24 protein-coding genes are annotated in these 25,184 nt (G+C 71.8%); 12 read left to right on the forward strand and 12 right to left on the reverse strand.

Annotated elements, in window-relative coordinates; translation table 11 throughout:
* Positions 1-36 precede the first annotated feature (36 nt).
* The 4 genes from PV419_RS01210 (at position 37) to PV419_RS01225 (ending at position 4,168) form a co-directional block, all read left to right on the forward strand.
* A complete protein-coding gene (locus tag PV419_RS01210) occupies positions 37-1,353 on the forward strand; it encodes a TerD family protein (RefSeq protein WP_319685719.1) in 1,317 nt (438 codons plus the stop codon).
* A 113-nt stretch (positions 1,354-1,466) separates the two neighbouring features.
* Complete coding sequence (locus tag PV419_RS01215) at positions 1,467-2,243, forward strand: type II CAAX endopeptidase family protein (RefSeq protein ID WP_319685720.1); 777 nt, start codon at positions 1,467-1,469, stop codon at positions 2,241-2,243.
* 33 nt (positions 2,244-2,276) lie between these two features.
* The gene (locus tag PV419_RS01220) at positions 2,277-3,572 is read left to right on the forward strand and encodes a sensor histidine kinase (RefSeq protein WP_319685721.1); all 1,296 of its coding nucleotides are present in this window, start codon (positions 2,277-2,279) and stop codon (positions 3,570-3,572) included.
* The gene (locus PV419_RS01225) at positions 3,524-4,168 is read left to right on the forward strand and encodes a response regulator transcription factor (RefSeq protein WP_319685722.1); all 645 of its coding nucleotides are present in this window, start codon (positions 3,524-3,526) and stop codon (positions 4,166-4,168) included. The genes PV419_RS01220 and PV419_RS01225 overlap by 49 nt, the downstream gene beginning before the upstream one ends.
* A 22-nt stretch (positions 4,169-4,190) precedes the next feature.
* Here the strand turns inward: PV419_RS01225 and PV419_RS01230 are convergent, their stop codons facing one another.
* The 4 genes from PV419_RS01230 to PV419_RS01245 form a co-directional block, all read right to left on the reverse strand.
* Complete coding sequence (locus PV419_RS01230; protein WP_319685723.1) at positions 4,191-4,610, reverse strand: Fur family transcriptional regulator; 420 nt, start codon at positions 4,608-4,610, stop codon at positions 4,191-4,193.
* An 89-nt stretch (positions 4,611-4,699) separates the two neighbouring features.
* The gene (locus PV419_RS01235; protein WP_319685724.1) at positions 4,700-5,614 is read right to left on the reverse strand and encodes a metal ABC transporter permease; all 915 of its coding nucleotides are present in this window, start codon (positions 5,612-5,614) and stop codon (positions 4,700-4,702) included.
* A 1-nt stretch (position 5,615) separates the two neighbouring features.
* Complete coding sequence (locus PV419_RS01240) at positions 5,616-6,512, reverse strand: metal ABC transporter ATP-binding protein (protein WP_319685725.1); 897 nt, start codon at positions 6,510-6,512, stop codon at positions 5,616-5,618.
* Between the two features lie 29 nt (positions 6,513-6,541).
* Positions 6,542-7,501, reverse strand: a complete 960-nt coding sequence (locus PV419_RS01245; RefSeq protein ID WP_319685726.1) for a metal ABC transporter substrate-binding protein — start codon at positions 7,499-7,501, stop codon at positions 6,542-6,544.
* Positions 7,502-7,670: 169 nt separating this feature from the next.
* Between PV419_RS01245 and PV419_RS01250 the strand changes: the two genes are divergently transcribed.
* Together PV419_RS01250 and PV419_RS01255 are read left to right on the forward strand one after the other, a co-directional pair.
* A complete protein-coding gene (locus tag PV419_RS01250; RefSeq protein WP_319685727.1) occupies positions 7,671-9,053 on the forward strand; it encodes a glycine--tRNA ligase in 1,383 nt (460 codons plus the stop codon).
* A gap of 127 nt (positions 9,054-9,180) precedes the next feature.
* Positions 9,181-9,474, forward strand: a complete 294-nt coding sequence (locus PV419_RS01255) for a hypothetical protein (RefSeq protein WP_319685728.1) — start codon at positions 9,181-9,183, stop codon at positions 9,472-9,474.
* Here PV419_RS01255 and PV419_RS01260 read toward each other — a convergent pair.
* Positions 9,443-9,970 (reverse strand): hypothetical protein, encoded by a 528-nt coding sequence (locus PV419_RS01260; protein WP_319685729.1) that lies wholly within the window; start codon positions 9,968-9,970, stop codon positions 9,443-9,445. The two genes, PV419_RS01255 and PV419_RS01260, sit on opposite strands and share 32 nt — an antisense overlap.
* Before the next feature lie 182 nt (positions 9,971-10,152).
* Here PV419_RS01260 and PV419_RS01265 point away from each other — a divergent pair, with 182 nt between their 5' ends.
* Together PV419_RS01265 and PV419_RS01270 are read left to right on the forward strand one after the other, a co-directional pair.
* Positions 10,153-11,343 carry a sensor histidine kinase gene (locus PV419_RS01265; RefSeq protein WP_319685730.1) on the forward strand — a complete coding sequence of 397 codons (1,191 nt, stop codon included), beginning with the start codon at positions 10,153-10,155 and terminating at the stop codon, positions 11,341-11,343.
* The gene (locus tag PV419_RS01270; protein WP_319685731.1) at positions 11,331-11,975 is read left to right on the forward strand and encodes a response regulator transcription factor; all 645 of its coding nucleotides are present in this window, start codon (positions 11,331-11,333) and stop codon (positions 11,973-11,975) included. Before PV419_RS01265 ends, PV419_RS01270 begins: the two co-directional genes overlap by 13 nt.
* 152 nt (positions 11,976-12,127) lie before the next feature.
* Here the strand turns inward: PV419_RS01270 and PV419_RS01275 are convergent, their stop codons facing one another.
* The gene (locus PV419_RS01275; RefSeq protein ID WP_415925203.1) at positions 12,128-13,576 is read right to left on the reverse strand and encodes an MFS transporter; all 1,449 of its coding nucleotides are present in this window, start codon (positions 13,574-13,576) and stop codon (positions 12,128-12,130) included.
* A gap of 102 nt (positions 13,577-13,678) precedes the next feature.
* Between PV419_RS01275 and PV419_RS01280 the strand changes: the two genes are divergently transcribed.
* Positions 13,679-14,590 carry a helix-turn-helix transcriptional regulator gene (locus PV419_RS01280; protein ID WP_319685732.1) on the forward strand — a complete coding sequence of 304 codons (912 nt, stop codon included), beginning with the start codon at positions 13,679-13,681 and terminating at the stop codon, positions 14,588-14,590.
* Here the strand turns inward: PV419_RS01280 and PV419_RS01285 are convergent.
* Positions 14,563-16,026, reverse strand: a complete 1,464-nt coding sequence (locus PV419_RS01285) for an MFS transporter (RefSeq protein WP_319685733.1) — start codon at positions 16,024-16,026, stop codon at positions 14,563-14,565. The genes PV419_RS01280 and PV419_RS01285 overlap by 28 nt on opposite strands.
* A 138-nt stretch (positions 16,027-16,164) precedes the next feature.
* On the opposite strand from PV419_RS01285, the gene dusB reads away from it, so the two are divergent.
* On the forward strand, positions 16,165-17,304 hold the full coding sequence (gene dusB, locus PV419_RS01290; RefSeq protein WP_319685734.1) for a tRNA dihydrouridine synthase DusB: 1,140 nt from the start codon (positions 16,165-16,167) through the stop codon (positions 17,302-17,304).
* Positions 17,305-17,341: 37 nt separating this feature from the next.
* Here dusB and PV419_RS01295 read toward each other — a convergent pair whose 3' ends face one another.
* On the reverse strand, positions 17,342-18,754 hold the full coding sequence (locus PV419_RS01295) for an MGH1-like glycoside hydrolase domain-containing protein (RefSeq protein WP_319685735.1): 1,413 nt from the start codon (positions 18,752-18,754) through the stop codon (positions 17,342-17,344).
* A gap of 492 nt (positions 18,755-19,246) precedes the next feature.
* Between PV419_RS01295 and ppdK the strand changes: the two genes are divergently transcribed.
* Positions 19,247-21,973: a pyruvate, phosphate dikinase gene (gene ppdK, locus PV419_RS01300; protein WP_319685736.1), complete on the forward strand. Its 2,727-nt coding sequence runs from the start codon at positions 19,247-19,249 to the stop codon at positions 21,971-21,973.
* A 114-nt stretch (positions 21,974-22,087) separates the two neighbouring features.
* On the opposite strand, the gene PV419_RS01305 is transcribed toward ppdK, so the two are convergent.
* The 4 genes from PV419_RS01305 to PV419_RS01320 all read right to left on the reverse strand — a co-directional run bounded on the left by PV419_RS01305 (position 22,088) and on the right by PV419_RS01320 (position 23,503).
* Positions 22,088-22,246 carry a hypothetical protein gene (locus PV419_RS01305; RefSeq protein ID WP_319685737.1) on the reverse strand — a complete coding sequence of 53 codons (159 nt, stop codon included), beginning with the start codon at positions 22,244-22,246 and terminating at the stop codon, positions 22,088-22,090.
* Positions 22,243-22,410: a hypothetical protein gene (locus PV419_RS01310; RefSeq protein WP_319685738.1), complete on the reverse strand. Its 168-nt coding sequence runs from the start codon at positions 22,408-22,410 to the stop codon at positions 22,243-22,245. The genes PV419_RS01305 and PV419_RS01310 overlap by 4 nt, the downstream gene beginning before the upstream one ends.
* A 194-nt stretch (positions 22,411-22,604) precedes the next feature.
* Complete coding sequence (locus PV419_RS01315; RefSeq protein WP_319685739.1) at positions 22,605-23,141, reverse strand: hypothetical protein; 537 nt, start codon at positions 23,139-23,141, stop codon at positions 22,605-22,607.
* Positions 23,138-23,503, reverse strand: coding sequence for a hypothetical protein (locus tag PV419_RS01320; RefSeq protein WP_319685740.1), 366 nt, complete (start codon positions 23,501-23,503; stop codon positions 23,138-23,140). The genes PV419_RS01315 and PV419_RS01320 overlap by 4 nt, the downstream gene beginning before the upstream one ends.
* Positions 23,504-23,720: 217 nt before the next feature.
* Here PV419_RS01320 and PV419_RS01325 point away from each other — a divergent pair, with 217 nt between their 5' ends.
* Positions 23,721-25,181 (forward strand): helix-turn-helix domain-containing protein, encoded by a 1,461-nt coding sequence (locus PV419_RS01325; protein ID WP_319685741.1) that lies wholly within the window; start codon positions 23,721-23,723, stop codon positions 25,179-25,181.
* Positions 25,182-25,184 lie beyond the last annotated feature (3 nt).

Consider the following 25,184-nt stretch of genomic DNA (forward strand, 5'->3'; position numbering starts at 1 on the left):
CGCAGGACCACAGTGTGAAGAAAAGGTGGAGTCACGATGGGGGAAGTGGCCAAGGGCGGCAACGCCTTCGTGCCGTCCGTCCCGCTGCGGATCGCGGTGCGGAACGGGCTGGACACCTCGGCGTGGCTGCTGACGGCCGACGGGCGGGTCCGGGGCGACGGGGACATCGTGTTCCACGGCGCCCCCGCCCATCCGTCGGGCGCCGTGCGGCTGGCCGGGGTCGAGGACGGCACGGTGTGGCTGGAGGCCGGCCTCACCGCGGTCGAGGAGGAGATCGTCCGTGTCCTCGTCGTCGGGGCGACGCAGAGCGGCGCGATGCGGGACGTGGCCGGGCTGTCGGTGGAGGCGCTCGCGCCGGACGGTACGTCGGTGGCCCGGTACGAGGTGACCGACGGCGGCGGCGAGACGGTCATGGTGCTGGCCGAGCTGTATCGGCGGGCAGGGGGCTGGAAGTTCCGCGCGGTGGGCCAGGGGTATCTGGACGGGCTCGTCGGCCTGGCCGCGGACCATGGTGTGGACGTGACGGCGGATGACGGCCCGCGCCCGGCACCGGCGCCCGCACCGGTGCCGGCGCCCACGGTCGCGGTGCCGCACCCCGTACCGCCGCCCGCCGTCACACAGCCCATCGCGGACTGGTCGTTCGGCGCGGTCTTCGAGCCGTACGAGCAGCACGGCCGGGACAACGACGTGATCACCGTGGACGGGCTCCCGCCGGGACCGGTCATCCTCGAACTCACCCTCGAGGGCGGGGGATACACCGGTCTGTGGACCCTCGACCGGCGGAACAAGCAGAAGGACAACCTCGTCAACAGCACCGAGCACGCCTTCCGGGGCCGGCTGCTGACGGTCGTCCCCGAGAGCGGACGCCTGCGCCTGCGGTTGCAGGCGGACGGCCCCTGGCAGCTACGGGTGCTGCCGCTGGCGGCGGGCCGCCGGCTGACGGAGGAGTGGCTGGAGTGCGGCGGCCCCGACGTCCTGCTGCACACGGCGGGCACGGCCGACCTCGCCATCCGCTACCGAGGCGACCGCAACCTCATCGTCCACCTCTACGAACTGGCGGGGTACGACGACCCCACGACCCTGCCCACGTACGAGAACGCCGTCAACGAGATCGGCAAGCGGCGGGAGACCGTGCCGCTGCCCGAGGGGCCGGTCATCGTGCAGCTGGAGATGGCGGACGGTCCCTGGCAGGCGCGGCTGAAGGGGCTGCGGCCGCACAGCGCGCCGCCCACGCCCATGCCGGTCCCGGCGGCGGCGCCCGTCCCGGCCCCGGCTGTGGCGCCCATCCCGGCCCCGGGCAAGGTGCCTGAGCCCCGCAAGGTGCGGGACTGGCTGCGGCTGGGCAGGCGATGAGCTGTACATAGGTACACCCCTGCTCGGCAGCTACGTGCAAAGGCAGCGGACTCCCCGACCGGCATCGTCGACAGCGACAAGATCCGGTTCGACCCGATCGGGGGCCTGGCGGCATGCACAAGTGGAAAGCGAAGGCGGGGGTGTTCCTCGCGGTCACGTTTGTGACGGCGGGGATATTGGGCGCGGTGCAGCCCGCGACGGGGATACCGACCGAGGTCATCCAGCTGACCCAGTTCGGGCCCGCGCTGGGGGTGGGGGCGGTGGCGCTGCTGTGGCCCGCCGGGGTGCGGGCCGTGCTCGCCGGAGCGTGGCCCGGCCGTCGGCCGGGGCGAGAAGCGAGCCGCGCCCTGCCGCTGCTCGCCACCGCGCTGCTGATCACCGCGCTCAGCGCGGGCACGTACGCCCTGGCCACCGGTGACGCCCACGCCACCGACCCGCGCACACTCGACCACCCCTTCGCGCTGATCGTCGTGGCGCAGCTGATCGGCGCGTGTGGCGAGGAGATCGGCTGGCGCTGCTTCCTCCAGCCGCTCCTGCGGACTCGTTTCGGCCCGCTCGCCGCCTCGGCCGCGATCGGCGCGGGGTGGGGGGTGTGGCATGTGCAGGTGTTCGCGCAGGCCCCGGCGTACGCGGCCGGGTTTCTGCTGGGCACGGTGGCGATGTCGGTCGTCCTGGGGCTCGGTCTGGAGCGCGTACGAGCCAACCGGCTGCTGCTCGCGGGCGGCTTCCACACCCTGATCAACCTGGGCATGCTGCTGTTCATGGACGAGGAGTCCGGCGCGGTGCTGCCCATGGTGCTCTTCGGGGCCGCCTGCCTGGTGGCGGCGGTGCCGTGGGTGTGGCGGGCCCCCGCGGCTAGGATCCCGGCGGTGGCGCACTCGGCGCGCTGATTCGACGGAACAACGGCGGTCGGACGGGCGGTCATGGGGGGAACAGGGGTCGGCGGCTGGCGCGCCCTTGTCAGGTGCCAGCTGCTCGGGCTGGTGGCCCTGGCGGTGGTCGCCGTCGGCGGGCTGGTGATCGGCGCGCTGCTGCTGCTCCCGATCGGGGTCGGGTTCCGGCTGCTGCCGCCCGCCGCTGCCGCCCTGCGCGGGCTCTCCGACCGGTACCGGACCTGGACCGCCCGCTGGACGGGTACGGCGATCAGCCCGCCGGAGCCGCTCGCCCCGGGCCGGGCCGAGCGCCCCCGTCGGCGGGCATCCGCGGTCCTCGGCGACGAGGGGTTCTGGCACGATCTGCGGTGGGCCTGGCTGGAGCCGTGGTTCGGCGGTCTGCTGCTCGCGATCCCGCTCGCCCTCGTCGAGTACGGGGTGTTCGGCGCACTGGTGCAGCCGTTCATCTGGCGGCTGATCGACGACGGCAACTGGTACGCCTTCATCCCCGTACGCTCCACCCCCACCATGATCGCCGCACTGGCCCTCGGCCTCGCGTTCATCGCGGCAGGGGTGCGCCTGGCCCCCGTCGTGCTCGGGCTGCACGCCCGCTGGAGCCGACGTCTGCTGTCCGCGCCGCGCAGCACCGAACTCGCCCGGCGCGTCGCACGGCTCACCGACATCCGCGACGAGTCGCTGGACGCACAGGCGGCCGAACTCCGCCGTATCGAACGGGACCTGCACGACGGGGCACAGGCCAGACTGGTGGCGCTCGGCATGACGCTGGACGAGGCCACCCGGCTGCTGGATGGCAACGGCATCGACGACACCGACCTCGACGCCGCCCGCGCGCTGCTGCGGGATGTGCGCGAGACCTCCGCGCGGGCGCTCCAGGATCTGCGCGACCTGGTCCATGGCATCCAGCCCCCGGTGCTCGCCGACCGGGGGCTCGGTGACGCCGTACGGTCGTTGGCGCTCGACAGCTTCCTCGACGTCCATGTCGAGGCCCGGCTGCCGCCCGGACGGCTTCCGGCGCCGGTCGAATCCGCCGCCTACTTCGCGATCAGCGAATCGCTCGCCAACGCGGCCAAGCACTCCGGCGCCCAGGAGGTGCGCATCACCCTGACACACGAGGACGCACGGCTGCAGGTCACGGTCACCGACGACGGCCACGGCGGCGCGGACCTGGGACGGGGGACCGGACTGCGCGGCGTACAGCGCCGGTTGGGTACCTTCGACGGCAGTCTCGCCCTGCACAGCCCCCTGGGCGGCCCGACCACCGTGACCTTGGAGATCCCGTGCGCGTCGTCCTCGCCGAAGACCTCTTCCTGCTCAGGGACGGGCTGATGCGCACCCTGCGGGAGCACGGCTGCGAGGTGATCGCCTCCGTGGACAACGGCCCGGCCCTGCTGCGCGCGCTGCGCGAGGAGGACCTTGACGTCGCCGTGGTCGACATCCGCCTGCCGCCGACCCACACCGACGAGGGACTACAGGCCGCCCTCGAAGCCCGCCGCACCCGCCCCGCGCTGCCGGTGCTGGTTCTGTCCCAGTACGTGGATCAGCTCTACGCCCATGAGCTGCTGGCCGGGGGCGAGGGCGGCATCGGCTATCTCCTCAAGGACCGGGTCACCCACACCGGGCAGTTCATCGACGCGGTGCGCACGGTCGCGGCCGGCGGCACGGTCATGGACCCGCAGGTCATCTCCAAGCTGCTGGCCCGCAGCGACGCCAGGGGGCGCACCGGCAGTCTCACTCCGCGCGAACACGACGTCCTGAAGCTGATGGCCGAGGGCCGGTCGAACGCAGCCATCGCGCACACCCTGCACTTCAGCGAGAGCGCGGTCGCCAAGCACACCGCGAGCATCTTCGACAAGCTGCGGATCGAACCGTCCGCCGACGACAACCGCCGCGTCCTGGCCGTACTGGCCTACCTCAAGCGCTGAGGCCTTATGCGCTTGCGGGGCGTTACGCCTTGGGCGCCGCCGCGCAGTCCCCGCAGGTGCCGAAGATCTCGATCGTGTGGGCGACGTCCACGAAGCCGTGCTCCGCCGCGATCGCGTCGGCCCACTTCTCCACGGCCGGGCCCTCCACCTCGACCGCCTTGCCGCAGGAGCGGCAGACCAGGTGGTGGTGGTGCTCGCCGCTGCTGCAGCGGCGGTAGACGGCCTCGCCTTCGGTGGTGCGCAGGACGTCGACCTCGCCCGCGTCGGCGAGGGACTGGAGCGTGCGGTAGACCGTGGTCAGGCCGACGGAGTCGCCGCGGTGCTTGAGCATGTCATGGAGCTCCTGCGCACTGCGGAACTCGTCCACCTCGTCCAGCGCGGCCGCTACCGCCGCCCGCTGCCTGGTGGACCGGCCGCGTACTGGGGGACCCGCGGTCACCACAGCTGCCTCCTCAACCTCGCCTGCTCGTCGCCTGCTCGTACGTCGCGCATCCGCGTGGCCATTGTGCCAGGGAAAGCTGAGCGGGCGGGTCAGACCAGGACATCGTCCGCTTCGCCCGGCCCCGGTGAGGCTGTGCGGGCGCCGGGGAGCGGGAGGGTGCAGCGTTCCTCGGCCGCGGCGGCTCTGCGGGCGCGGCTTCTGGCCAACGGGGCGGCGAGCGCGGTGATCGCGGCGAAGACGGCGATGGCGAGTACGACGATGCTCGCGCCGGGCGGGACATCCTCGTAGAAGGAGAAGACCGTGCCGGAGAGCGTCACCACGACGCCGATGGCGACGGCGAGCGCGAGCGTCATCGCGAAGCCGCGGGTGGCCTGTTGGGCGGCCGCGACCGGGACCACCATCAGGGCGCTGACCAGCAGCAGGCCCACGACGCGCATGGCGACGGTGACGGTGACGGCGGCGGTGATGGCCAGCAGGAGGTTGAGGGTGCGCACCGGCAGGCCGGTCACCCGCGCGAACTCCTCGTCCTGGCACACCGCGAACAGCTGGCGGCGCAGCCCGAGGGTGACCAGCACGACGAAGGCCGCGAGGCAGCTGATCGCGGTCACGTCCTCGCGCGAGACGGTGGTGATCGAGCCGAAGAGATACGTGGTGAGGTTGGCGTTGGAGCCGGTCGGCGAGAGGTTGATCAGCAGCACGCCGCCGGCCATGCCGCCGTAGAAGAGCATCGCGAGGGCCAGATCGCCGCGCGTCTTGCCGTACCAGCGGATCAGCTCCATGAGGATCGCGCCGAGCGCGGAGACCGCGACGGCCGTCCACACCGGGTTGGTGCCGGTCAGGAAGCCGAGCGCGACGCCGGTGAGCGCGACGTGGCCGATGCCGTCGCCCATGATCGCCTGGCGGCGCTGGACGAGGTAGATGCCGACGGCGGGGGCGGTGATGCCGACCAGGACGGCGGCGATCAGGGCCCGCTGCATGAACGCGTAGTCGAGGATCTCCAACATGTCAGGTCAGCAATCCCGTCCGGATCGGTTCGGCGTCGTGCGCCGCGTGCGGGTGTACGTGGTCGTGGCCGGGCAGGGCGTGCTGGCCGACGGCCTTGGGCGGCGGGCCGTCGTGGACGACGCAGCCGTCGCGCAGCACCACCGCGCGGTCGATCAGCGGCTCCAGGGGGCCCAGCTCATGGAGCACCAGCAGCACGGTGGCGCCCTGGGCGACCTGCTCGCGCAGGGTCTCGGCGAGGATCTCCTGGCTGGCCAGGTCGACCCCGGCCATCGGCTCGTCCATGATCAGCAGTTCGGGCTCGCCGGCCAGCGCGCGGGCGATCAGCACCCGCTGGTGCTGGCCGCCGGACAGCGCGCTCACCGAGTCCTTGGCGCGGTCGGCCATCCCCACGAGCTCCAGCGCCCGCCGCACCGCCGCCCGGTCCGCCGCGCGCGGCGGACCCAGCCGCCTGCGGGCCAGCCGCCCGGAGGAGACGACCTCGCGGACGGTGGCGGGGACGCCGCTGGCGGCGGTGGTGCGCTGCGGTACGTAGCCGATGCGGGCCCAGTCGCGGAAGCGGCGGCCGGGGGTGTCGAACAGCTTCAGCTCGCCGCCGGACAGCGGCACCTGGCCGACGACGGAGCGCACCGCCGTGGACTTGCCGGAGCCGTTGGCGCCGAGCAGCGCGACGATCTCGCCGCGCCGTACGGTCAGATCGACGCCGCGCAGCACGGGGCGGCCGCCGAGCGAGGCGGTGGCGCCCCGCAGCGATATGACCGCCGGGGCCTCGGCGGAGGTCCCGGTCGCGGCCTTGGCGGTGGCCTTGGCAGCGGTCTCGGGGGACGCCTCGGCACGGGCCTCGGCGGTTGGCGCGGTTCCAGGGGCTGTGGCGGGGGCTGTGGCGGGTTCCGGCTTCATACGGCTTCCTCCGCTCGTTGTTTCGCGCCTCACTTGGCGCCCAGGGCCGTCTCGAGCGCCTTGAGGTTCGCGTGCATGACCTCGAAGTAGTCGTCGCCCTTGGACTTGTCGCTGATGCCCTCGATGGGGTCGAGCACATCGGTGCGCAGACGCAGATCGCCCGCCAGGGTCTTGGCGGTCTTGTCGCTCACCAGCGTCTCGAAGAAGACGGTGCCGACCTTCTCCTTCTTCGCGACCGCGTGCAGCGCCTTCATCCGGGCCGGGCTGGGCTCGGACTCCGGGTCGATGCCGGAGATGGCCTCCTGACGCAGGCCGTAGCGCTCGGCGAGATAGCCGAAGGCGGCGTGGGTGGTGATGAAGGTGTCCGAGGTGCGGCTCTTGAGACCCGTCTTGAAGTCGTCGTTCAGCGCGCCGAGCTGCTTGACCAGCGCGGCGGTGTTCTTCTTGTAGTCGGCCGCGTTGTCGGGGTCGGCCTTCTGCAGCGCCTTGCCGACACCCTCGGCGACCTGGGCGTAACGCACCGGGTCCAGCCAGATGTGCGGGTCGGAGCCGGCATCCTCGGCGTGCTCGTGCTCGTCGTGTCCGTGCTCGTCGCCCTCCACCTCGGTGCCGTGGTCCTCCAGGGTGGTGAACGAGGCAGCGTCGGCGACGTGCTTCGGCTCGGCCTGGCCGATGGCGGCGTCGACGGCCGGCTGCAGGCCCTTGAGGTAGACGACCAGGCCGGCCTTGCTGAGGTCCGCGGTCTGCCGGGCGCTGATGTCCAGGTCGTGCGGTTCCGCGCCGGGTTTGGTCAGACTGGACACATGGACGTGACCGCCGCCTATGCGCTCGGCGAGGAACTGCATCGGGTAGAACGACGCCACCACATCGAGTTTGCCGTCCGTACGGCCGTCTGTCGCATCGGCGGAGCAGGCTGTGAGCGTCGTGGCCAGACCGAGAACGGCGACCCCGGCGACAGCGGCCGGGAGGGTGGAGCGGCGTATGTTCATGACTCTCATTTTCAACAAAGATGGAAACCATTGTCAACAACGATCTAGTTCCTGATCGCTTCGCTTACCGATTTGATCCGAGGGGTGCCGCCGCCGGTAATCTGAAGCATTCGCTTAGTCGTCACCCATCCATCAGTCGTCATCAGCCGTCATCAATGAAGAGAGCACCGTGGCCGCCGACAAGATCGACACCATCGTCAGCCTGAGCAAGCGCCGTGGCTTCGTCTACCCGTCCAGCGAGATCTACGGCGGGCAGCGAGCTGCCTGGGACTACGGACCGCTCGGCGTTGAGCTGAAGGAGAACATCAAGCGCCAGTGGTGGCGCTCGATGGTCACCTCGCGCGACGACGTGGTCGGACTCGACTCGTCGGTGATCCTCGCTCGCGAGGTCTGGGAGGCGTCCGGCCACGTCGCCACCTTCACCGACCCGCTCACCGAGTGCACCTCCTGCCACAAGCGGTTCCGCGCGGACCACCTGGAGGAGGCGTACGAGGCCAAGCACGGCCGGCTGCCCGAGAACGGGCTGACGGACGTCAACTGCCCGCACTGCGGCACCAAGGGCAGCTTCACCGAGCCCAAGCAGTTCTCCGGCCTGCTCTCCACGCACCTCGGCCCCACCCAGGACTCCGCCTCGGTCGCCTATCTGCGCCCCGAGACCGCCCAGGGCATCTTCACCAACTTCCTCGCCGTGCAGCAGACCTCGCGCCGGAAGCCGCCGTTCGGCATCGCCCAGATCGGCAAGTCCTTCCGTAACGAGATCACGCCGGGCAACTTCATCTTCCGCACGCGTGAATTCGAGCAGATGGAGATGGAGTTCTTCGTCAAGCCGGGCGAGGACGAGGAGTGGCACGAGTACTGGATGGAGCAGCGCTGGAACTGGTACCGCGACCTCGGCCTCCAGGAGGCCAACATCCGCTGGTACGAGCACGCCAAGGAGAAGCTCTCCCACTACTCCAAGCGCACCGCCGACATCGAGTACCGCTTCAACTTCGGCGGCTCGGAGTGGGGCGAGCTCGAGGGCGTGGCCAACCGCACCGACTACGACCTGAAGGCCCACTCCCAGGCCTCCGGCCAGGACCTGTCGTACTTCGACCAGGAGGCCGGCGAGCGCTGGACGCCGTACGTCATCGAGCCGGCGGCCGGCGTGGGCCGCACCATGCTGGCCTTCCTCCTCGACGCGTACGTCGAGGACGAGGCGCCCAACGCCAAGGGCAAGATGGAGAAGCGCACCGTGCTGCGGCTCGACTCGCGCCTCGCGCCGGTCAAGGTCGCCGTGCTGCCGCTGTCCCGCAACCCGCAGCTCTCGCCGAAGGCCAAGGGGCTCGCGGCGGACCTGCGCAAGCACTGGAACATCGAGTTCGACGACGCGGGCGCGATCGGCCGCCGCTACCGCCGCCAGGACGAGATCGGCACGCCCTTCTGCGTCACCGTCGACTTCGACACCCTCGAGGACAACGCGGTGACCGTGCGTGAGCGCGACACGATGAAGCAGGAGCGGGTCTCCCTCGACCAGATCCAGTCCTACCTGGGCGGCCGGCTGATCGGCTGCTGACCAGGGATTTTCATAGAGCGATCAGACTGAGACGGGCCCTGGCGCCGCGGGTAGACTGCCGCGGCGCCAGGGCACGGCCTTGTGGCTCTGCGCGAGAACCGGGGGTTCTGGAACCGTGTTGCGAGGTGTGACACATCACATCACGGCCACCCGCGAGGACGGCACCGTCTTCGAGGTGAGCTATGGATACGGCGCACGGCAGCGGCGGATGCTCGGCTGTCTGCACTGCGACTGGGAGGAACAGATCACCTACGGCGGCGCCCGGCACAAGGGGCTCGATCACCTCGCCCAGGCGCACGGCGCGGTCGGCAGGCCGACCATGACGGCCGACGCGCGGGCGCGGCGGCAGGTGCTGTGGGCGATGACGGCCTGCTTCCTGATCTCCGCGGTCATCCTGTGGTGGGCCACGTCCCAGCTGTGAGGTGCGCGTCGGGTCCGGTGCGGTGCGTCCCGGGGGTCCTCTTCAGGGCCAGTACCGCGCACACCGCCGCCAGCGGCAGCTCCGCGCCCACCGCCATGGCCAGGGCCGCGGCCAGCTCGGCGCCCGGGGCCGCCGTCACGCTGTCGAACCAGGCGTCCACCACCAGCAGCGCGCAGGTCGCCGCCGCGGTGAGCCGGTGGCGGTCGTCGCCCCGCCGCCGCAGCAGGCCGGTGGCCAGCAGCCCGAGCGCCTCCAGCGCGTCCAGGCCCACCCATGCCGCGTTCCAGTGGCCGACGCGGGTGCTGGGCGGCAGCGTCGTCGCCAGGACGACCAGCCAGGGGACCAGCGCCGCGCCGCTGGCGAGGAGCACCCACTCCACCCGGATCCGGCGGCCCCGGCGGTCGCGACGGTGGCTGAAACCGGCATCGGGGCGGCCCGCGCGGGCGGTCCGGGCGGTCCGTGCAGGGCGAGCCGTGGGGGCGTACAGGGCGCTCATCGGGGCTGATCTCCTTCCGGCCCGACTCGGCTCGGCTGCTCCTCGGGCACGGTCATCAGCCTCCCCGGCGCGACCGCGCCTGTCGGTAACGCGAGGTGCCGAACGGGGGTGGCACTAGTTGCACCCCTGACCCGGGTACGGGCGTGAACGACCCGCCCGAGGTGGCGGTTTAAGGTCGGCGCATGAGACTCCCCACCGCGCCACGAGCAGCGCTCACCCGGCTGCGGCGCGACGCGGTATTCGGGCTCGCCGGCATATCCGTGCAGTTCCTGGCCCTGTTGGTGTTGAGCGTGCCGTGGCTGGTCTACAGCGACACCGCGATGCCGCTCCTGGGCGTCCTGGTCGCCGTCGCCCTCCCGATCGCCGCCCTGGTCGCCGCCGGCCCGGCGTTCACCCGGATGCAGCGGCGCCGTTTCAAGGGCCTGCTCGGCATCGACATCCCCGGGCCGGCGCGCCGGGGCCCGGAGCTGCGCTACAACCTGCTGGTCGCCCCGGCCGTCGCGTGCGGCGCGGTACTCGCCTGGAGCTGCGCCTTCGTGGGCGTGGCGGCCCCGACCGCCCTCTGGAGCGAGCTGGGAGGGCAGGTGAAGTTCCTGCCCACCGCCATGGCGGCCACGTTTGTCACCGCGCTCGGCCTGGCCCTGCTGGCCCTCGCGTGCTGGCTCACCGGCGCCCTCGCACGACTCGACATCCGCGCCGCCACCGCGCTGCTGGGCCCCGACCCGGCCAAGGAGCTGGAGCGCCGCGTCGAGGACCTGACCGAGCGCCGCGCGGGCACCGTCGACGCGGCCGACGCCGAACGCCGCCGCATCGAGCGCGACCTGCACGACGGCGCCCAGCAGCGGCTGGTCTCCATGGCGGTCAACCTCGGCCTGGCCAAGGCCACGCTCAGCGATCTGCCCGAGGAGGCCCGCAAGGTCATCGACGAGGCGCACCGGGAGGCCAAGGAGGCCATCGAGGAGCTGAACAACCTGGTGCGCGGGCTGCACCCGGCCGTCCTCGACGACCGCGGGCTGGACGCCGCCCTGTCCGGCCTCGCCGCCCGCGCCACGCTGCCGGTGCGGCTGGACGTCGGCATCCCCGAGCGCCCCGCGCCCACCGTCGAGGCCGTCGCCTACTTCGTCGTCTCCGAGTCCCTGGCCAACATCACCAAACACGCGCGGGCCACGGGGGCCGAGGTCACGGTCGCGAGGACGGGCGACATACTGCGGGTGGTCATCGCCGACGACGGGGTCGGCGGTGCCGATCCCGCCCGGGGCAGCGGCCTTGCGGGGCTCGTGGGGCGTGTGGGCTCCGTGGACGGGACCTTCGACCTCAGCAGCCCCCGCGGGGGCCCGACCGTCATCACCGTGGAGCTGCCGTGCGTGCTGTGATCGCCGAGGACTCGGTCCTGCTGAGGATCGGCCTGGTGAAGGTCCTGCAGACCGCGGGCTTCGAGGTCGTGGCGGAGACGGACGACGCGGACGGCCTGCTCGCGGCGGTCGAGGAACACCGCCCGGACATCGCCGTGGTCGACGTCCGGATGCCCCCGGGCTTCACCGACGAGGGCGTACGGGCCGCGCTGCTGATCCGGCGCCAGTGGCCGGGCACGGCGGTACTGCTGCTGTCCCAGTACGTGGAGGAGCGCTACGCCGCCGACCTGCTGACCGCGCACACCAGCGGGATCGGCTATCTCCTCAAGCAGCGCGTCGCGGACGTCGAGGACTTCATCGCCGCCCTCCACCGCGTCGCGGGCGGCGGCACCGCCCTCGACCCCCAGGTCGTCGCCCAACTCCTGGTCCGCCGCCACCGCGACCCGCTCGACCGGCTCACCGCGCGCGAGCGGGAGGTTCTGGAGCTGATGGCCCAGGGGCGGTCGAACGCGGGGATCGCGGAGGGGTTGGTGATCAGCGAGTCGGCGGTGGCCAAGCACATCAACAGCATCTTCGTGAAGCTCGACCTGCCGGTGGCGGAGGGGGACCACCGACGGGTGCTGGCGGTGCTGCGCTTCCTCGCCGTGGGGTGAGTTTCCCCCACCCCGCCCGCCCCTTTCCCGAACCGGGGCCGGGCCCCGGGCCCCGGGCCCTGCCGGAGCATGCGTCCAGGGCCTCGAAGGGCGATATGCCCTGCCCCCGAAGGGGTGATGTGCCTGGGCCCGGTGTGGTGCCCGGGCGCCACTTACCCCAGCACCCGTGGCAGCCGCAGGCTCAGCAGGCCGGTCACCACGACGCCCGCCAGCTGGATGGCCAGGGTCCTGACCATCGCGTCTCCCATGCCCATGGACGGCGCCAGGGTCAAAAAGAGGGTGCCGAGGGTGGCCACGCCCAGGGCGAGGGCGGACTGCTGGGTGGTGACCATGACCCCGCTGCCCACCCCGGCCCGCTCCGCGGGGACCTCGGCGAGGATGCCGCGGATCAGCACCGGCAGCTGCAGGCCCTGGCCGAAACCGGCGACCGCGATGCCGGGCAGCAGGTCGGCCACGGACAGGTCGGTCCAGCTCTGCTGGACGGCCAGGATCAGCAGCGCGAGGCCCACGGCCTGGATCACCGCGCCCGCCGTCACCACCCGGTTGCCGTACCGGCTCACCAGGCGCGGGCCCATCAGCGACGCCACGAAGAAGGTCACGGCCATCGGCGTCAGCGCCAGACCGGCCTCGACGGGCCCGTACCGCAGGCCCTGCTGCAGGGCGACCGCGATGACGAACATGAAGCCGCCGAAGCCCACGCCGAACGGCAGCATCATCAACAGGCCCCGCCGCAGCCCGCGCAGCGCGAACAGGCTCGGCGGCAGCAGCGGGGTGCGGCCGGAGGTCTCCAGGCGGCGCTCGACGGTGTAGAAGGCGACGGCCGCGACGGGGAAGGCGGCGAGCAGCAGCCAGGTCCACAGTGGCCAGCCCGCCGCGCGGCCCTCGGTCAGCGGCAGCAGCAGCGCCACCAGGGCGAGGGCCAGCAGCGCGGTGCCCGGCACGTCGACGGGCGCGGGCCGCTCGGAGCGGGTCTCCGGCACCGCGCGGACCGCGAGAGCCAGCCCGGCCAGCGCGACCGGCACATTGACCAGGAAGACCGCGCGCCATCCGGTGCCCGCGAGGTCGGCGGCGACCAGCACGCCACCCAGGATCTGCCCCGCCACCATGGCGAGACCGGCCGTGGCGCCGTACAGGCTCACCGCGCGGGCGCGGCGCGGGCCGGAGGTGGTGGCGTGGATGGTGGCGAGCACCTGGGGGAGCAGCAGCGCCGCCGAGGCGCCCTGCGCCACGCGGCCCGCCACCAGGCTCCAGGCGTTCGGTGCGAGGCCGCAGGCCAGGGACGTCAGCCCGAAGGCGGCCATGCCGGCGAGGAAGAGCCTGCGCCGGCCGAAGGTGTCGCCCAGCCGGCCGCCGAGGACCAGCAGTACGGCGTACGCGACGCCGTACCCGGCGACGACCAGCTCCAGCAGGGCGGGGCCCGCGTTCAGATCGCGGTCCATGGCGGGCAGGGCGACGTTGACGATGAAGAAGTCGATGAGGGGGAGGGCACCGCCGAGCAGCACGGTGAACAGGCCGAGGGCGCTCAGCGCCGCGCCGCCGCCGCTCGGGGTGCCAGTGGCCGCTGGGGCGGGGTTCTGGATACGGATGACTGTCTGGCTCACGACTACGACGATCGCGGCCCGCCCAGACGGGTACCAGAGTGTCCTTATCCTGGTACAAGAACTACCTGGCAACCGGCTGAGCCCTCCGGCACCCTGGAACCCATGACCACCATGGCACAGGAGACCGGGGCCGGCCCGAGCACCAATGGCGTACGGGCCGCCGACGTACGGGCCCGCGACGGCGACGTACGCCGGGGCGAGCTGGCGGCGTTTCTGCGCAGCCGGCGCGAGCGGATCACCCCCGAGCAGGTCGGCCTGCCCCGCGGGCGGCGCAGGCGCACCCCCGGCCTGCGCCGCGAGGAGGTCGCCCAGCTCGCCGCGGTCGGGGTCACCTGGTACACGTGGCTCGAACAGGCCCGGGACATCCATGTCTCCGCACAGGTCCTCGACTCCATCGCCCGCGCGCTGCTGCTCGACCGCAGCGAGCGCGAGCACCTGTTCGCGCTCTCGGGGGCCGTCGACCCGAGCCCCGGCAGCCAGTGCACCAGCCTGACCCCGGCACTGCGGCTGATGCTGGAGCAGCTGGAGCCGTTCCCGGCCTGTGTGCTGAACGCCCGGCTCGACATCCTCGCGTACAACCGCACCTATGGGCGGCTGCTGTGCGACCTGGACGCGGTGCCCCCGGAGGACCGCAACTTCCTGTGGCTGTCGCTCACCCATGAGGAGTGGCGCGCCAGCATGACCGACCGGGACGAGACGATCCGGGGAATGGTCGCCAAGTTCCGGGCGTCGATGGCCGAGCATCTGGCCGAGCCGACGTGGAAGGCGCTGCTGAAGCGGTGCCAGGACGCCTCGCCCAAGTTCCGCGAGGTCTGGGCCCGGCACGAGGTGCTGCGGCCCGGCAACAGGGTCAAGGTCTTCCGCCAGGCCGAGGTGGGCACGCTGCGGCTCGGCACCACCAGCCTGTGGACCGGCCCGGAATCAGGCCCCAAGCTGGTGGCCTACACACCGGTGGACGACGAGACCCGCGAGGGCCTGGAAAAACTTCACGCGCTGGTGCTCGCCGAGGTCTGAGCGGGCGCGCGCTCGTCGCTGTCGAAGAGCGCGGCCGCGCGCCGGGCCGTGCCGGCCGCCCACTTGCCCGTCGTCACCAGCCCGAGGAGCAGCACCGCGGCCCCGCACCCGGCGATGATCCACCACGCGGGGCGGGCCACGTCCGTGAAGCGGGCGGCTGAGGCGGCGGTGCCCGCCGCGCCCGAGGCCAGCACCGCGCCGATCACCGCGACGCCCAGCGACGCGCCCACCTGGCGGCTGGTGGAGGCCACGGCGGCCGCGACGCCGGCCTGGGCGCGCGGCATGCCGGACACCGCGGTGTTGGTGATGGGCGCGTTGACCAGGCCGAAGCCGATGCCGAACAGCACATAACCGGCCAGCAGCAGGGCGTCGGTGGCCTGGGCGTCGAAGGCCGCGAACAGCACCCCGCTCGCCCCCATCGCCGCCCCGGCCAGCAGCAGCGACAGCCGCGGCCCGCGGCTGCCGACCAGCCGCCCGGACAGCGGCGCGAACACGAAGCACATGGCCGCCATCGGCAGCATCCACAGCCCGGCGTGCAGCGCGCTGAGCCCGCGGACGTCCTGCAGGTACAGCGTGTTCAGGAACAGGAACCCACCCAGCGCCGCGAAGGCGCTCACCGCTATGACCGTGGCCCCGCTGAAGGGCACGCTGTGGAAGAAGCGCAGCTCGATCAGCGGCTCGGCGCGGCGGCGCTCGTACGCCACGAGCGCGGCCAGCGAGCCGGCCGCGACCGCGGTGCACACGGCGATCAGCGGCGAGCCCCAGCCCCGGTCGGGCGCCTCGATGATCGCGTACGTGAGCGAGCCGAGCAGGGCGATCACCAGCAGCTGGCCCACCGGATCGGCCCGCCGCGGCTTCGGGGCGCGCGACTCGGGCACGTACCGGGCGGTCAGCGCCAGGGCCGCGACCCCGACCGGCAGATTGAGCCAGAAGATCGAGCGCCAGCCGACCGACTGCACCAGCAACCCGCCCACCAGCGGCCCGGCCGCCATGCTGATGCCGACCACCCCGCCCCACACCCCGATCGCGCGGGCCCGCTCCCTGGGCTCGGTGAAGGTGTTGGTGATGATCGACATCGCGACGGGGTTGAGCATCGAGCCGCCCACCGCCTGCACCATGCGGAAGGCCACCAGCGCCTCCAGGTTCGGCGCGAGGCTGCACAGCGCCGAGCCGAGGGTGAAGACCACCAGGCCGGTCTGGAAGGTGCGCTTGCGCCCGACCCGGTCGGCCGTCGAGCCCGCGAGCATCAGCAGCGCGGCGACCACCAGGGTGTACGCGTCGATCGTCCACTGCATCCCGGAGACGGAGGCGTGCAGATCGCGCCGCATCGAGGGCAGGGCGACATTGAGGACGGTGTTGTCGAGGCTGACGAGCAGCAGGCTCATGCAGCAGATCGCCAGCACGAGCATGCGCCGGCGGTGGCTCAGCTCAGACATGGTTGAACGCTACATCGACAATCCGGGTTCGGTCGTGAGAACGGGTCCGTGCGTCCCCCGTGGCGGATGCGGAACGCCGGGTGCGGGACAATGAGAGTTCGCCTCCCTGCTGACCCCATACCCGAGGACGCCCCTTCCATGACCGCCACCGCCACGCAGCTGCAGATCGGACCGCACACCGTGACCCCGCCGGTGGTGCTCGCGCCCATGGCCGGGATCACGAACGCGCCGTTCCGCACCCTGTGCCGGGAGTTCTCCGGTGGCAAGGGGCTGTTCGTGAGCGAGATGATCACGACGCGGGCGCTGGTCGAGCGTGACGCCAAGACCATGCGGCTGATTCACTTCGACGGGACCGAGAAGCCCCGCTCCATCCAGCTGTACGGGGTGGACCCGGTGACCGTCGGCAAGGCCGTACGGATGATCGTCGACGAGGACCTGGCCGACCACATCGACCTGAACTTCGGCTGCCCGGTGCCCAAGGTCACCCGCAAGGGCGGCGGCTCGGCGCTCCCGTACAAGCGGAACCTGCTGCGCTCGATCCTGCGCGAGGCCGTGACCGGCGCGGGCCCGCTGCCGGTGACGATGAAGATGCGCAAGGGCATCGACGACGACCACATCACCTACCTCGACGCGGGCCGCATCGCGGTCGAGGAGGGCGTGACCGCCATCGCGCTGCACGGCCGTACGGCGGCGCAGCACTACGGCGGCACCGCCGACTGGGACGCCATCGCGCGGCTGAAGGAAGCCGTCCCCGAGATCCCGGTCCTGGGCAACGGCGACATCTGGTCGGCGGACGACGCGGTGCGGATGATGCGCGAGACGGGCTGCGACGGCGTGGTCGTGGGGCGCGGCTGCCTGGGGCGGCCATGGCTGTTCGGCGACCTGGTGGCGGCCTTCGAGGGCGGCGGCGCGCCGGCCCGGCCGACCCTCAAGGAGGTCGCGGCGGTCATGCGGCGCCACGCCGAGCTGCTGGCGCGGTGGCTGGAGGACGAGGAGCGGGGCGTCATCGACTTCCGCAAGCACGTCGCCTGGTACACCAAGGGCTTCTCGGTGGGCTCCGAGATGCGCAAGCGGCTGGCGATCACCTCGTCCCTGGACGAGCTGGACGCGCTGCTCGGCGAGCTGGACCTGGACCAGGAGTGGCCGGCGGGCGCGGACGGGCCGCGCGGGCGCACCTCCGGCCGCAACCGGGTGGTGCTGCCGGACGGCTGGCTGGACGACCCGTACGACCGCGCGGGCGTGAGCGCGGACGCGGAGCTGGACACCTCCGGCGGCTGAGCCGCCTGGATGCGGCCGGCGGACCTGTGGCCGTCCGTCACTCCGATTCGGCCGCCTCCAGCACCGGCGCCGCGTCCGCCTCGCCCGATGCCACCAGCAGGTCCAGCGCCAGCGCCGCCGTCCAGCCGAAGTCCCGGGTGCCGCGCGCCTCGCCGGTGTACGGGTCGACGTACTCGGCGAAGCCGGAGGAGACGGCCGCGTCGAGGACGGCGGAGCGCAGCGCGTCGGCCCGGTCCACCGCGCCGTGCTGCCGCAGGCCGCGCTCCATCAGCCAGTTGACGTTGCACCAGGCGGGGCCGCGCCAGTAGCGGGCCGGGTCGAAGGCGCGCCCCAGCAGGTCGTAGCTGGGCACGAGACGCACCGAGGTGCCCAGGCCGAAGTGCGGGCCCGACGCGGTCCGGATCAGGGTGGCGGCGATCTCGCGCGGCAGGTCGGGCACGATCAGCGGCAGCAGGCCCGCGGCGCTGCGCTCGGGAATCAGCGCACCGCGGCCACGTATGTCAGCGCCGCCGCCCACCTCCGCGCCGCCGCGTAGGTCACGGCACAGGAAGAGCCCGGCGGCCGGGTCCCACAGGCGCTCGACCAGGGCGGCGGTCAGCCGCCGGGCCCGCGTCCGGTGGGGCGCGGGGTCGGCGCCGAGGACGGCGGCGATCTCGGCCAGCGCGTGCTCGGAGGCGATCAGCAGAGCGTTGACCCCGGGGTCCTCCACGGCGAAGGCGGGAAGGGGCCCGTCGTCGCGGTAGCCGCGGTCCCGGTAGTCCGCGGCGAGCCGCACATAGCGGCCGTAGTCCAGGTCGGTGGGCCGGTCGGAGGCCGCGCCGTGGTCGAGGTCGGCGCGGCGGAAGGTGCCGGGCGGGGCGGGCTCGACCCGCGCCAGCGGGGCGTCCCAGCAGGGGCTGTTGTCCATGCCGGGCTCCCAGGGGTGGACCACGGACACCAGCCCATGGCCGCCGAGGTCCCGGGACTCGGTGAGGTAGCGGTGCCAGGCCGCGAGCCGCGGGTAGACCCGGGTCAGGAAGCCGTGGCGGGCCGAGGCGCGCGGGTCGGCGAGGTGCACCAGCCGGCAGGCGAGCGCGTGGACCGGCGGCTGGACGATGCCGGAGGTCTCGACGGCCGAGGGGGCGCCGAGCGCCGCGCCCGCGCTGGAGGAGCGCCAGAAGTCGGGGCTGGGGAAGTACGCGTCCAGCGGCACCGCCGGGTTGAAGACGATGTGCGGGATCCGGCCGTCGCCCCACTGGGCGCCCAGCAGGGTCTCCATTTCGCGCTGGGCGCGGCGCGCCGACTGATGGCGCAGCCCGATGGCGATGAACGCCGAGTCCCAGCTCCACTGGTGCGGGTACAGGCCGCGCGAGGGGACCGTGGAGGCGCCGGTCCAGTTCTCCAGGAGCACCCGCCGGGCACCGCGCAGCAGCCGCACCGGCGCGTGCTGGAAGGGCTCGCCGCTTTCCACGAAGGACTCCGAGGGGGTCGTGGCCTCGCATTGTCGTTAGGGCGAAGGTATCCCAGAGACTGAGTGTGCTCGTTTGAGCAGACCCCCTCTCGTTGTATCCAAAAGGCGAGATGAGGGCCCGTCAGAGCGCGTGATTCTCGCCACTCTGATAGCCGCACCGCTCACATGAGCATCCACTTCGGGGTGGCCCGGTGGCCGGAGGCTGCGCTTACCTCTCCAAGGCATGGCACTCCGTGCCACCCTGTGGATGTTCGCCATCTCGAACCATGGATTACGTACAGTGATATTCAAGCGCATCGGCATGGGCGTAGCGTGGGCGTGCGTTTGATTCTTGAAGGAGCGGAGAGGCGGGCTCTTTCGTACGAGTGACTTTCGAACTCGTGGCAGGCGGGTGGTTACGGCCGAATGACGGGGGAGTGCACATGCTCAGACGCCTTTGATCTGGGTACGCTCCCCGCCGTCAGGGCAGCCGAGCCGAGGAGATCGAGTCCCGTGCCGGAAACACAAGATCAGCAGAAGTTCGTTTACGACTTCACCGAGGGCAACAAGGATCTCAAGGACCTGCTCGGCGGGAAGGGCGCCAACCTCGCTGAGATGACCAATCTCGGTCTCCCCGTGCCACCGGGTTTCACCATCACCACTGAGGCCTGCAAGGTCTACCTCGACAGTGGTGAGGAGCCCGCGGCCCTGCGCGACGAGGTGAGTGCGCACCTCGACGCCCTCGAGCAGAAGATGGGCAAGAAGCTCGGCCAGGCGGACGATCCGCTGCTGGTCTCCGTACGCTCCGGGGCGAAGTTCTCGATGCCCGGCATGATGGACACCGTCCTGAACATCGGGCTCTCCGACGACTCCGTCGCGGGACTGGCCGCCCAGGCGGGCGACGAGCGGTTCGCGTGGGACTCCTACCGCCGCCTCATCCAGATGTTCGGCAAGACGGTGCTCGGCGTGGACGGCGACCTCTTCGAGGAGGCGCTGGAGGAGGCCAAGCGCGCCAAGGGCGTGACCGTCGACGTCGACCTGGACGCCGGTGACCTCAAGCGGCTGGTCGGCGAGTTCAAGGACATCGTCGCCAAGGAGACCGGCCGCAGCTTCCCGCAGGAGCCGCGTGAGCAGATGGACCTCGCGGTGCGGGCGGTCTTCGACTCGTGGAACGGCGACCGAGCCAAGCTCTACCGCCGCCAGGAGCGCATCCCTCATGACCTGGGCACCGCGGTCAACATCTGCTCCATGGTCTTCGGCAACCTCGGCCCCGACTCGGGCACCGGCGTCGCCTTCACCCGCGACCCGGCCAGCGGCCAGCAGGGCGTCTACGGCGACTACCTGCAGAACGCGCAGGGCGAGGACGTCGTCGCCGGCATCCGCAACACCGTTCCGCTCGCCGACCTCGAAGAGATCGACAAGGGCTCGTACGACGAGCTCATGCGGATCATGGAGACCCTCGAGACGCACTACCGGGACCTGTGCGACATCGAGTTCACCATCGAGCGCGGCAAGCTGTGGATGCTGCAGACCCGCGTCGGCAAGCGCACCGCCGGGGCCGCCTTCCGGATCGCCACCCAGCTGGTGGACCAGGGCCTGATCGACGAGGCCGAGGCGCTGCGCCGGGTCAACGGCGCACAGCTCGCCCAGCTGATGTTCCCCCGCTTCGACGAGGAGGCGGCCGAGGGCGGCACCGTACGCAGGCTCGGCCGGGGCATCGCCGCCTCACCGGGCGCGGCCGTCGGCAAGGCCGTCTTCGACTCGTACACCGCGGTCAAGTGGTCCCGGTCCGGCGAGAAGGTCATTCTCATCCGCCGCGAGACCAACCCCGACGACCTCGACGGCATGATCGCCGCCGAGGGCATTTTGACCTCCCGGGGCGGCAAGACCTCGCACGCCGCCGTGGTCGCCCGCGGCATGGGCAAGACCTGTGTCTGCGGCGCCGAGGAGCTCGAAGTCGACACCAAGCGGCGCCGGATGACGGTGCCCGGCCGCGACGGCAAGGACGGTTTGGTGATCGAGGAGGGCGACGTCGTCTCCATCGACGGCTCCACCGGCAAGGTCTACCTCGGCGAGGTGCCGGTCGTCCCGTCCCCGGTCGTCGAGTACTTCGAGGGCCGGATGCACGCGGGCGCCGACGACGCCGACGAACTGGTGGGCGCCGTCCACCGGATCATGGCCTACGCCGACCGGGTGCGCCGGCTGCGGGTGCGGGCCAACGCCGACAACGCCGAGGACGCCTCCCGCGCCCGGCGGTTCGGGGCCCAGGGCATCGGCCTGTGCCGCACCGAGCACATGTTCCTTGGCGAGCGGCGCGAGCTGGTCGAGCGGCTGATCCTCGCCCACACCGAGGACGAGCGCGAGACCGCCCTCGGCGCGCTGCTGCCGCTCCAGAAGGACGACTTCGTCGAGCTCTTCGAGGCGATGGACGGCCTGCCCGTCACCGTACGGCTGCTCGACCCGCCGCTCCACGAGTTCCTGCCCGACATCACCGAGCTGTCCGTACGCGTCGCGCTCGCCGAGTCCCGCAAGGACCACAACGAGAACGACCTGCGACTGCTGCAGGCCGTGCACCGCCTGCACGAGCAGAACCCGATGCTCGGCCTGCGCGGGGTGCGCCTCGGCCTCGTCATCCCGGGCCTGTTCGCCATGCAGGTACGGGCCATCGCGGAGGCCGCCGCCGAGCGCCGCAACGCCAAGGCCGACCCGCGCGCCGAGATCATGATCCCGCTGGTCGGCACGGTCCAGGAGCTGGAGATCGTCCGTGAGGAGGCCGAGCAGGTCATCGAGGAGGTGGAGCGGGCCCGGGGCGTGGACCTCAAGCTGTCCCTCGGCACCATGATCGAGCTGCCGCGCGCCGCGCTGACCGCCCGTCAGATCGCCGAGTCCGCCGACTTCTTCTCCTTCGGCACCAACGACCTCACCCAGACCGTCTGGGGCTTCTCCCGGGACGATGTCGAGGCCAGCTTCTTCACCGCCTACCTGGAGAAGGGCATCTTCGGCGTCAGCCCCTTCGAGACCATCGACAAGGACGGCGTCGGCTCCCTCGTCCGCAGCGCCGCCGAAGCCGGCCGCGCCACCCGCCCCGACCTCAAGCTCGGCGTCTGCGGAGAGCACGGCGGCGACCCGGAGTCCGTCCACTTCTTCCACGAGGTGGGTCTGGACTACGTCTCCTGCTCGCCGTTCCGCATCCCGGTCGCGCGCCTGGAAGCCGGCCGTGCGGCGGTCATGGGGCGGTAACCCGACCACCGGAGTCATGCCGGGGTGTCCCTACCCTCAGCCCCACCGCTGACTCCGGACCGCGAAGGGGGCGGCACCTGTGCGGAGGTGCCGCCCCCTCCTTTGCTGATCGGGTCAGCGGGTCGTGTACGTGTACGCGAGCAGCGCTATCGGCATCGCGGCGCACACGGCCAGACAGATCCGCCACGCGGGAACGCCAAAGAAGCGAGTGCCCTCGCCGTCCGGGTACACCTCATCGCCGTCCCGGATGACCCGGTGAGTCCTGATCTTCATGTCCACCTCCGGCGGATCAAGACGGCGGTGGCCAGAAGTAAGACGGCCACCGGCGCCACGACCATACAGCCGCTCGTCTGCCCGTTGCCCATATCGCCGCCGGGCCCCGGTTTCTTGCGACCCTTCTCCTGGGCCTTGTCCTGGTACTCGTTGTAGTCGCTCACAGTGCCTCCAGGTGGTGAATGTGATTCGCCCGATCGGTTGTCCGCGCCTCTGGCAGCGCCGCCCGAGGCGGGGTGAAGCAGGCCCGCCCGGCTCCGCGGGGCGATACGGAGGCGGGCGGACGCTGGGAGGCGGGCCGCTGGGTGGGTTCTCCGACACGGGGGGACCGGACCGCCAACGGCCCACCGGCGACGGCTCATCGGCGGCCGCCAGCTGGTGCGTCGCGACCGGCGCGCCGGGCGGTGCGTGGCGAGTCGGCCACCATGGCGAGCCCGACGAGCAGTCGGCCCGTTTCCCCGCCGGCTTCTATGTACTCGTCGATCTCCACCCGGGAGGCGACCGGTGACAGCTCATCCAGGCCGACGGCCAGCAGCACCCGCCCGAAGCCGCTTATGGCCTTGGCCCATCGCGGATGGGCGGGGAGGCGCATCGCGTACCGAGATCCGTCGAAGTGCAGCAGTATCACCCCGCCGGCGTGCACGGTGAGTCGCTCGCCGACATCCGCCAGCCCCTGGCCCCGGGGTGCGACGCCCAGAGACGCACCGACGCCACGCATCGTCCGCTCAACCTCGGCCGGGTCGACGTCGGCGAACTGCGGCGCCGGGAAGCTGAGGAGCAGTGAGGTGAACACCTCGTCGCCGGGGGTGTGGTCGAGCCATAAGCGGGCGTTGAGCGAGGCGATCAATCCAGGCGTCGGTACCGGCGGCGCGCTCGCCTGGATGGCGCTCGTCACTGGGTGCTCTCCTGGTCGGAGCCGAACTCGACAACGGCCGCCAGCAGGAGGGCCTGGCGCAGCTGCTCGGCGCCGGTCAGGTACCGGCCGGGGCCCACCGGGATGTGCCAGTGCAGCCCGGGCCCCGACCTCCAGTGTCCGGGCGGCATGCCCATGTATGTGAGCTCGGCGGTGGTCGTCGCGAGGACCTGCACCTGCCGGATGTGCTGCCAGTAGTCGGCGCTTCCCGGCCGGATGAGCCAGTACATGATGCTGTAGTCGGCGATGACGGCGCCGCCCCGGTTACCGAGGAGATCAAGAGCGCGTTCGCCGATGGCTTTGGGGGCGCGTACTGCGTCCCAGTGGTGGCCGACTTCGACCATCTCTACGTCGATGCCGCGTGGCGGTGTCCATGGCGCGGGTGGTGTGGGTTGGGTCTGCACGGGGTCCCCCGGCGTCATCGGTGAAGGACTGACACCTCGAGACTGGCCGTGTGACCGCGATCACGGGATAACCGGCGGGTGTTACCGAGGCGGTAATACGCTCGTTCTCAGCTCGTACGACACGTTGCTTGCGCCTACGATCAACCGGAGCTGGTCCATGGACGCCACCACCCCCGGCCCGCTCGCCCCAGAAGTCCTCGACAGGGACGACCTCCGGCGAGCCCTGGAAGAGCACGACTTCGCCGCAGCCTTCTCGCTGATCAAAAAGTGGGGCGGACTGTCTCAGAACAGGATCGCCGCAGCCTGCCGGCTCACCCCCGGCAAGGTCTCCACGATCATGAACGGATCCAGCAGAGTCACTTCCATAGAGGTCATCCGCCGGATCTCCGACGGGCTGCACATCCCCGGGCACCTGGTCGGCCTCGCGCCCCGCCCATGGGAGAGCCCGAAGACCGCACCGCAGGAACCGCAGACGCCCAACCCTGACACCGGGCAAGCAGACACCGACGCCGTACCGTGGCGGCCGGACGCCACCACAGGCATGGCCGCCGATCTGACCAGGAGCGATCTCGTGATGGACCGCCGAGCCGCGACGCGCGCCCTTGCTGGCGCCGCCGTCACCGGTGCCCCGCTTCTCGACGCCCTCGACGGGTGGCGCACACTGGCCGACGCAGATGACCGAGCGCGCCGCCCCGGCCGCCTGGGCGCGCGTGAAGTGGAGGAACTGGAGGCCACCGCGCGTGCCTTCCGCCAGTGGGGCCGTACCGGCGGGGGCGGGCTTCGCAGAAAGGCCGTCGCCGGGCAGCTCGCCGAGGTGGCTTCCGCTCTTGACGAGCATCAGGCCCCGGCCATCGAACGGGGCCTCTACAGAGTCATGGCCCAGCTCGCTGGCACGGCAGCCTCGATGGCCTGGGACGTCGGCCAGCAGCGCCGTGCCCAGGACTACTACCGTCTTGCCCTCCGCGCGGCCCACGCAGGCGGCGACACTCGATTCGGCGCCAACGTGCTGGCTGGCATGGCCCGGCAAATGCTGTACCACGACCGCCCGCATGACGCCCTCGAACTCGTCCGGCTCGCCCAGGACGGCGCGCGCCACGCCGCAGGCCCCAGGTTGCGGGCGATGCTTCACACGCGGGAGGCATGGGCCTTGGCCCGCATGGGCCGGCCGTCCGGATTCCATCGCGCTACCGGGCAGGCCTCCGATGCGCTCGCTGACGCCGGCCGACCGGACAGCGAGCCGTACTGGATCGGCTACTTCGACGATGCCGAGCTTGCAGGAGTCACCGGCGGCAGGCTCCTGGACATGGCCCGTTCAGACCCTCAGATCTACGCCGACCAGGCTGCTGGCCACATCCGCACCGCCCTGAACCATCGGGGACCGGAGGCCGGCCGCGGCCACGCGCTGGACTGGATCGGGCTCGCCGAATGCGCCTTCCTACTCGGCGATGTCACGGGCGCAGTCGATCACTCCCGTCGCGCTGTTGAGGTCGCGTCGGGCCTCCGTTCCGGACGTGTACGCGCTCAACTGGCGCAGTTGTACCCGTACACGGTGGGGGACGGTGTGCCCCGGGCCGTCGTCGACGTGCGCGGTAGCATCCGCACGCTGCTGACCACATGATCA

This window comes from Streptomyces sp. ME19-01-6 (assembly GCF_033793745.1).
Taxonomy (GTDB): Bacteria; Actinomycetota; Actinomycetes; order Streptomycetales; family Streptomycetaceae; genus Streptomyces.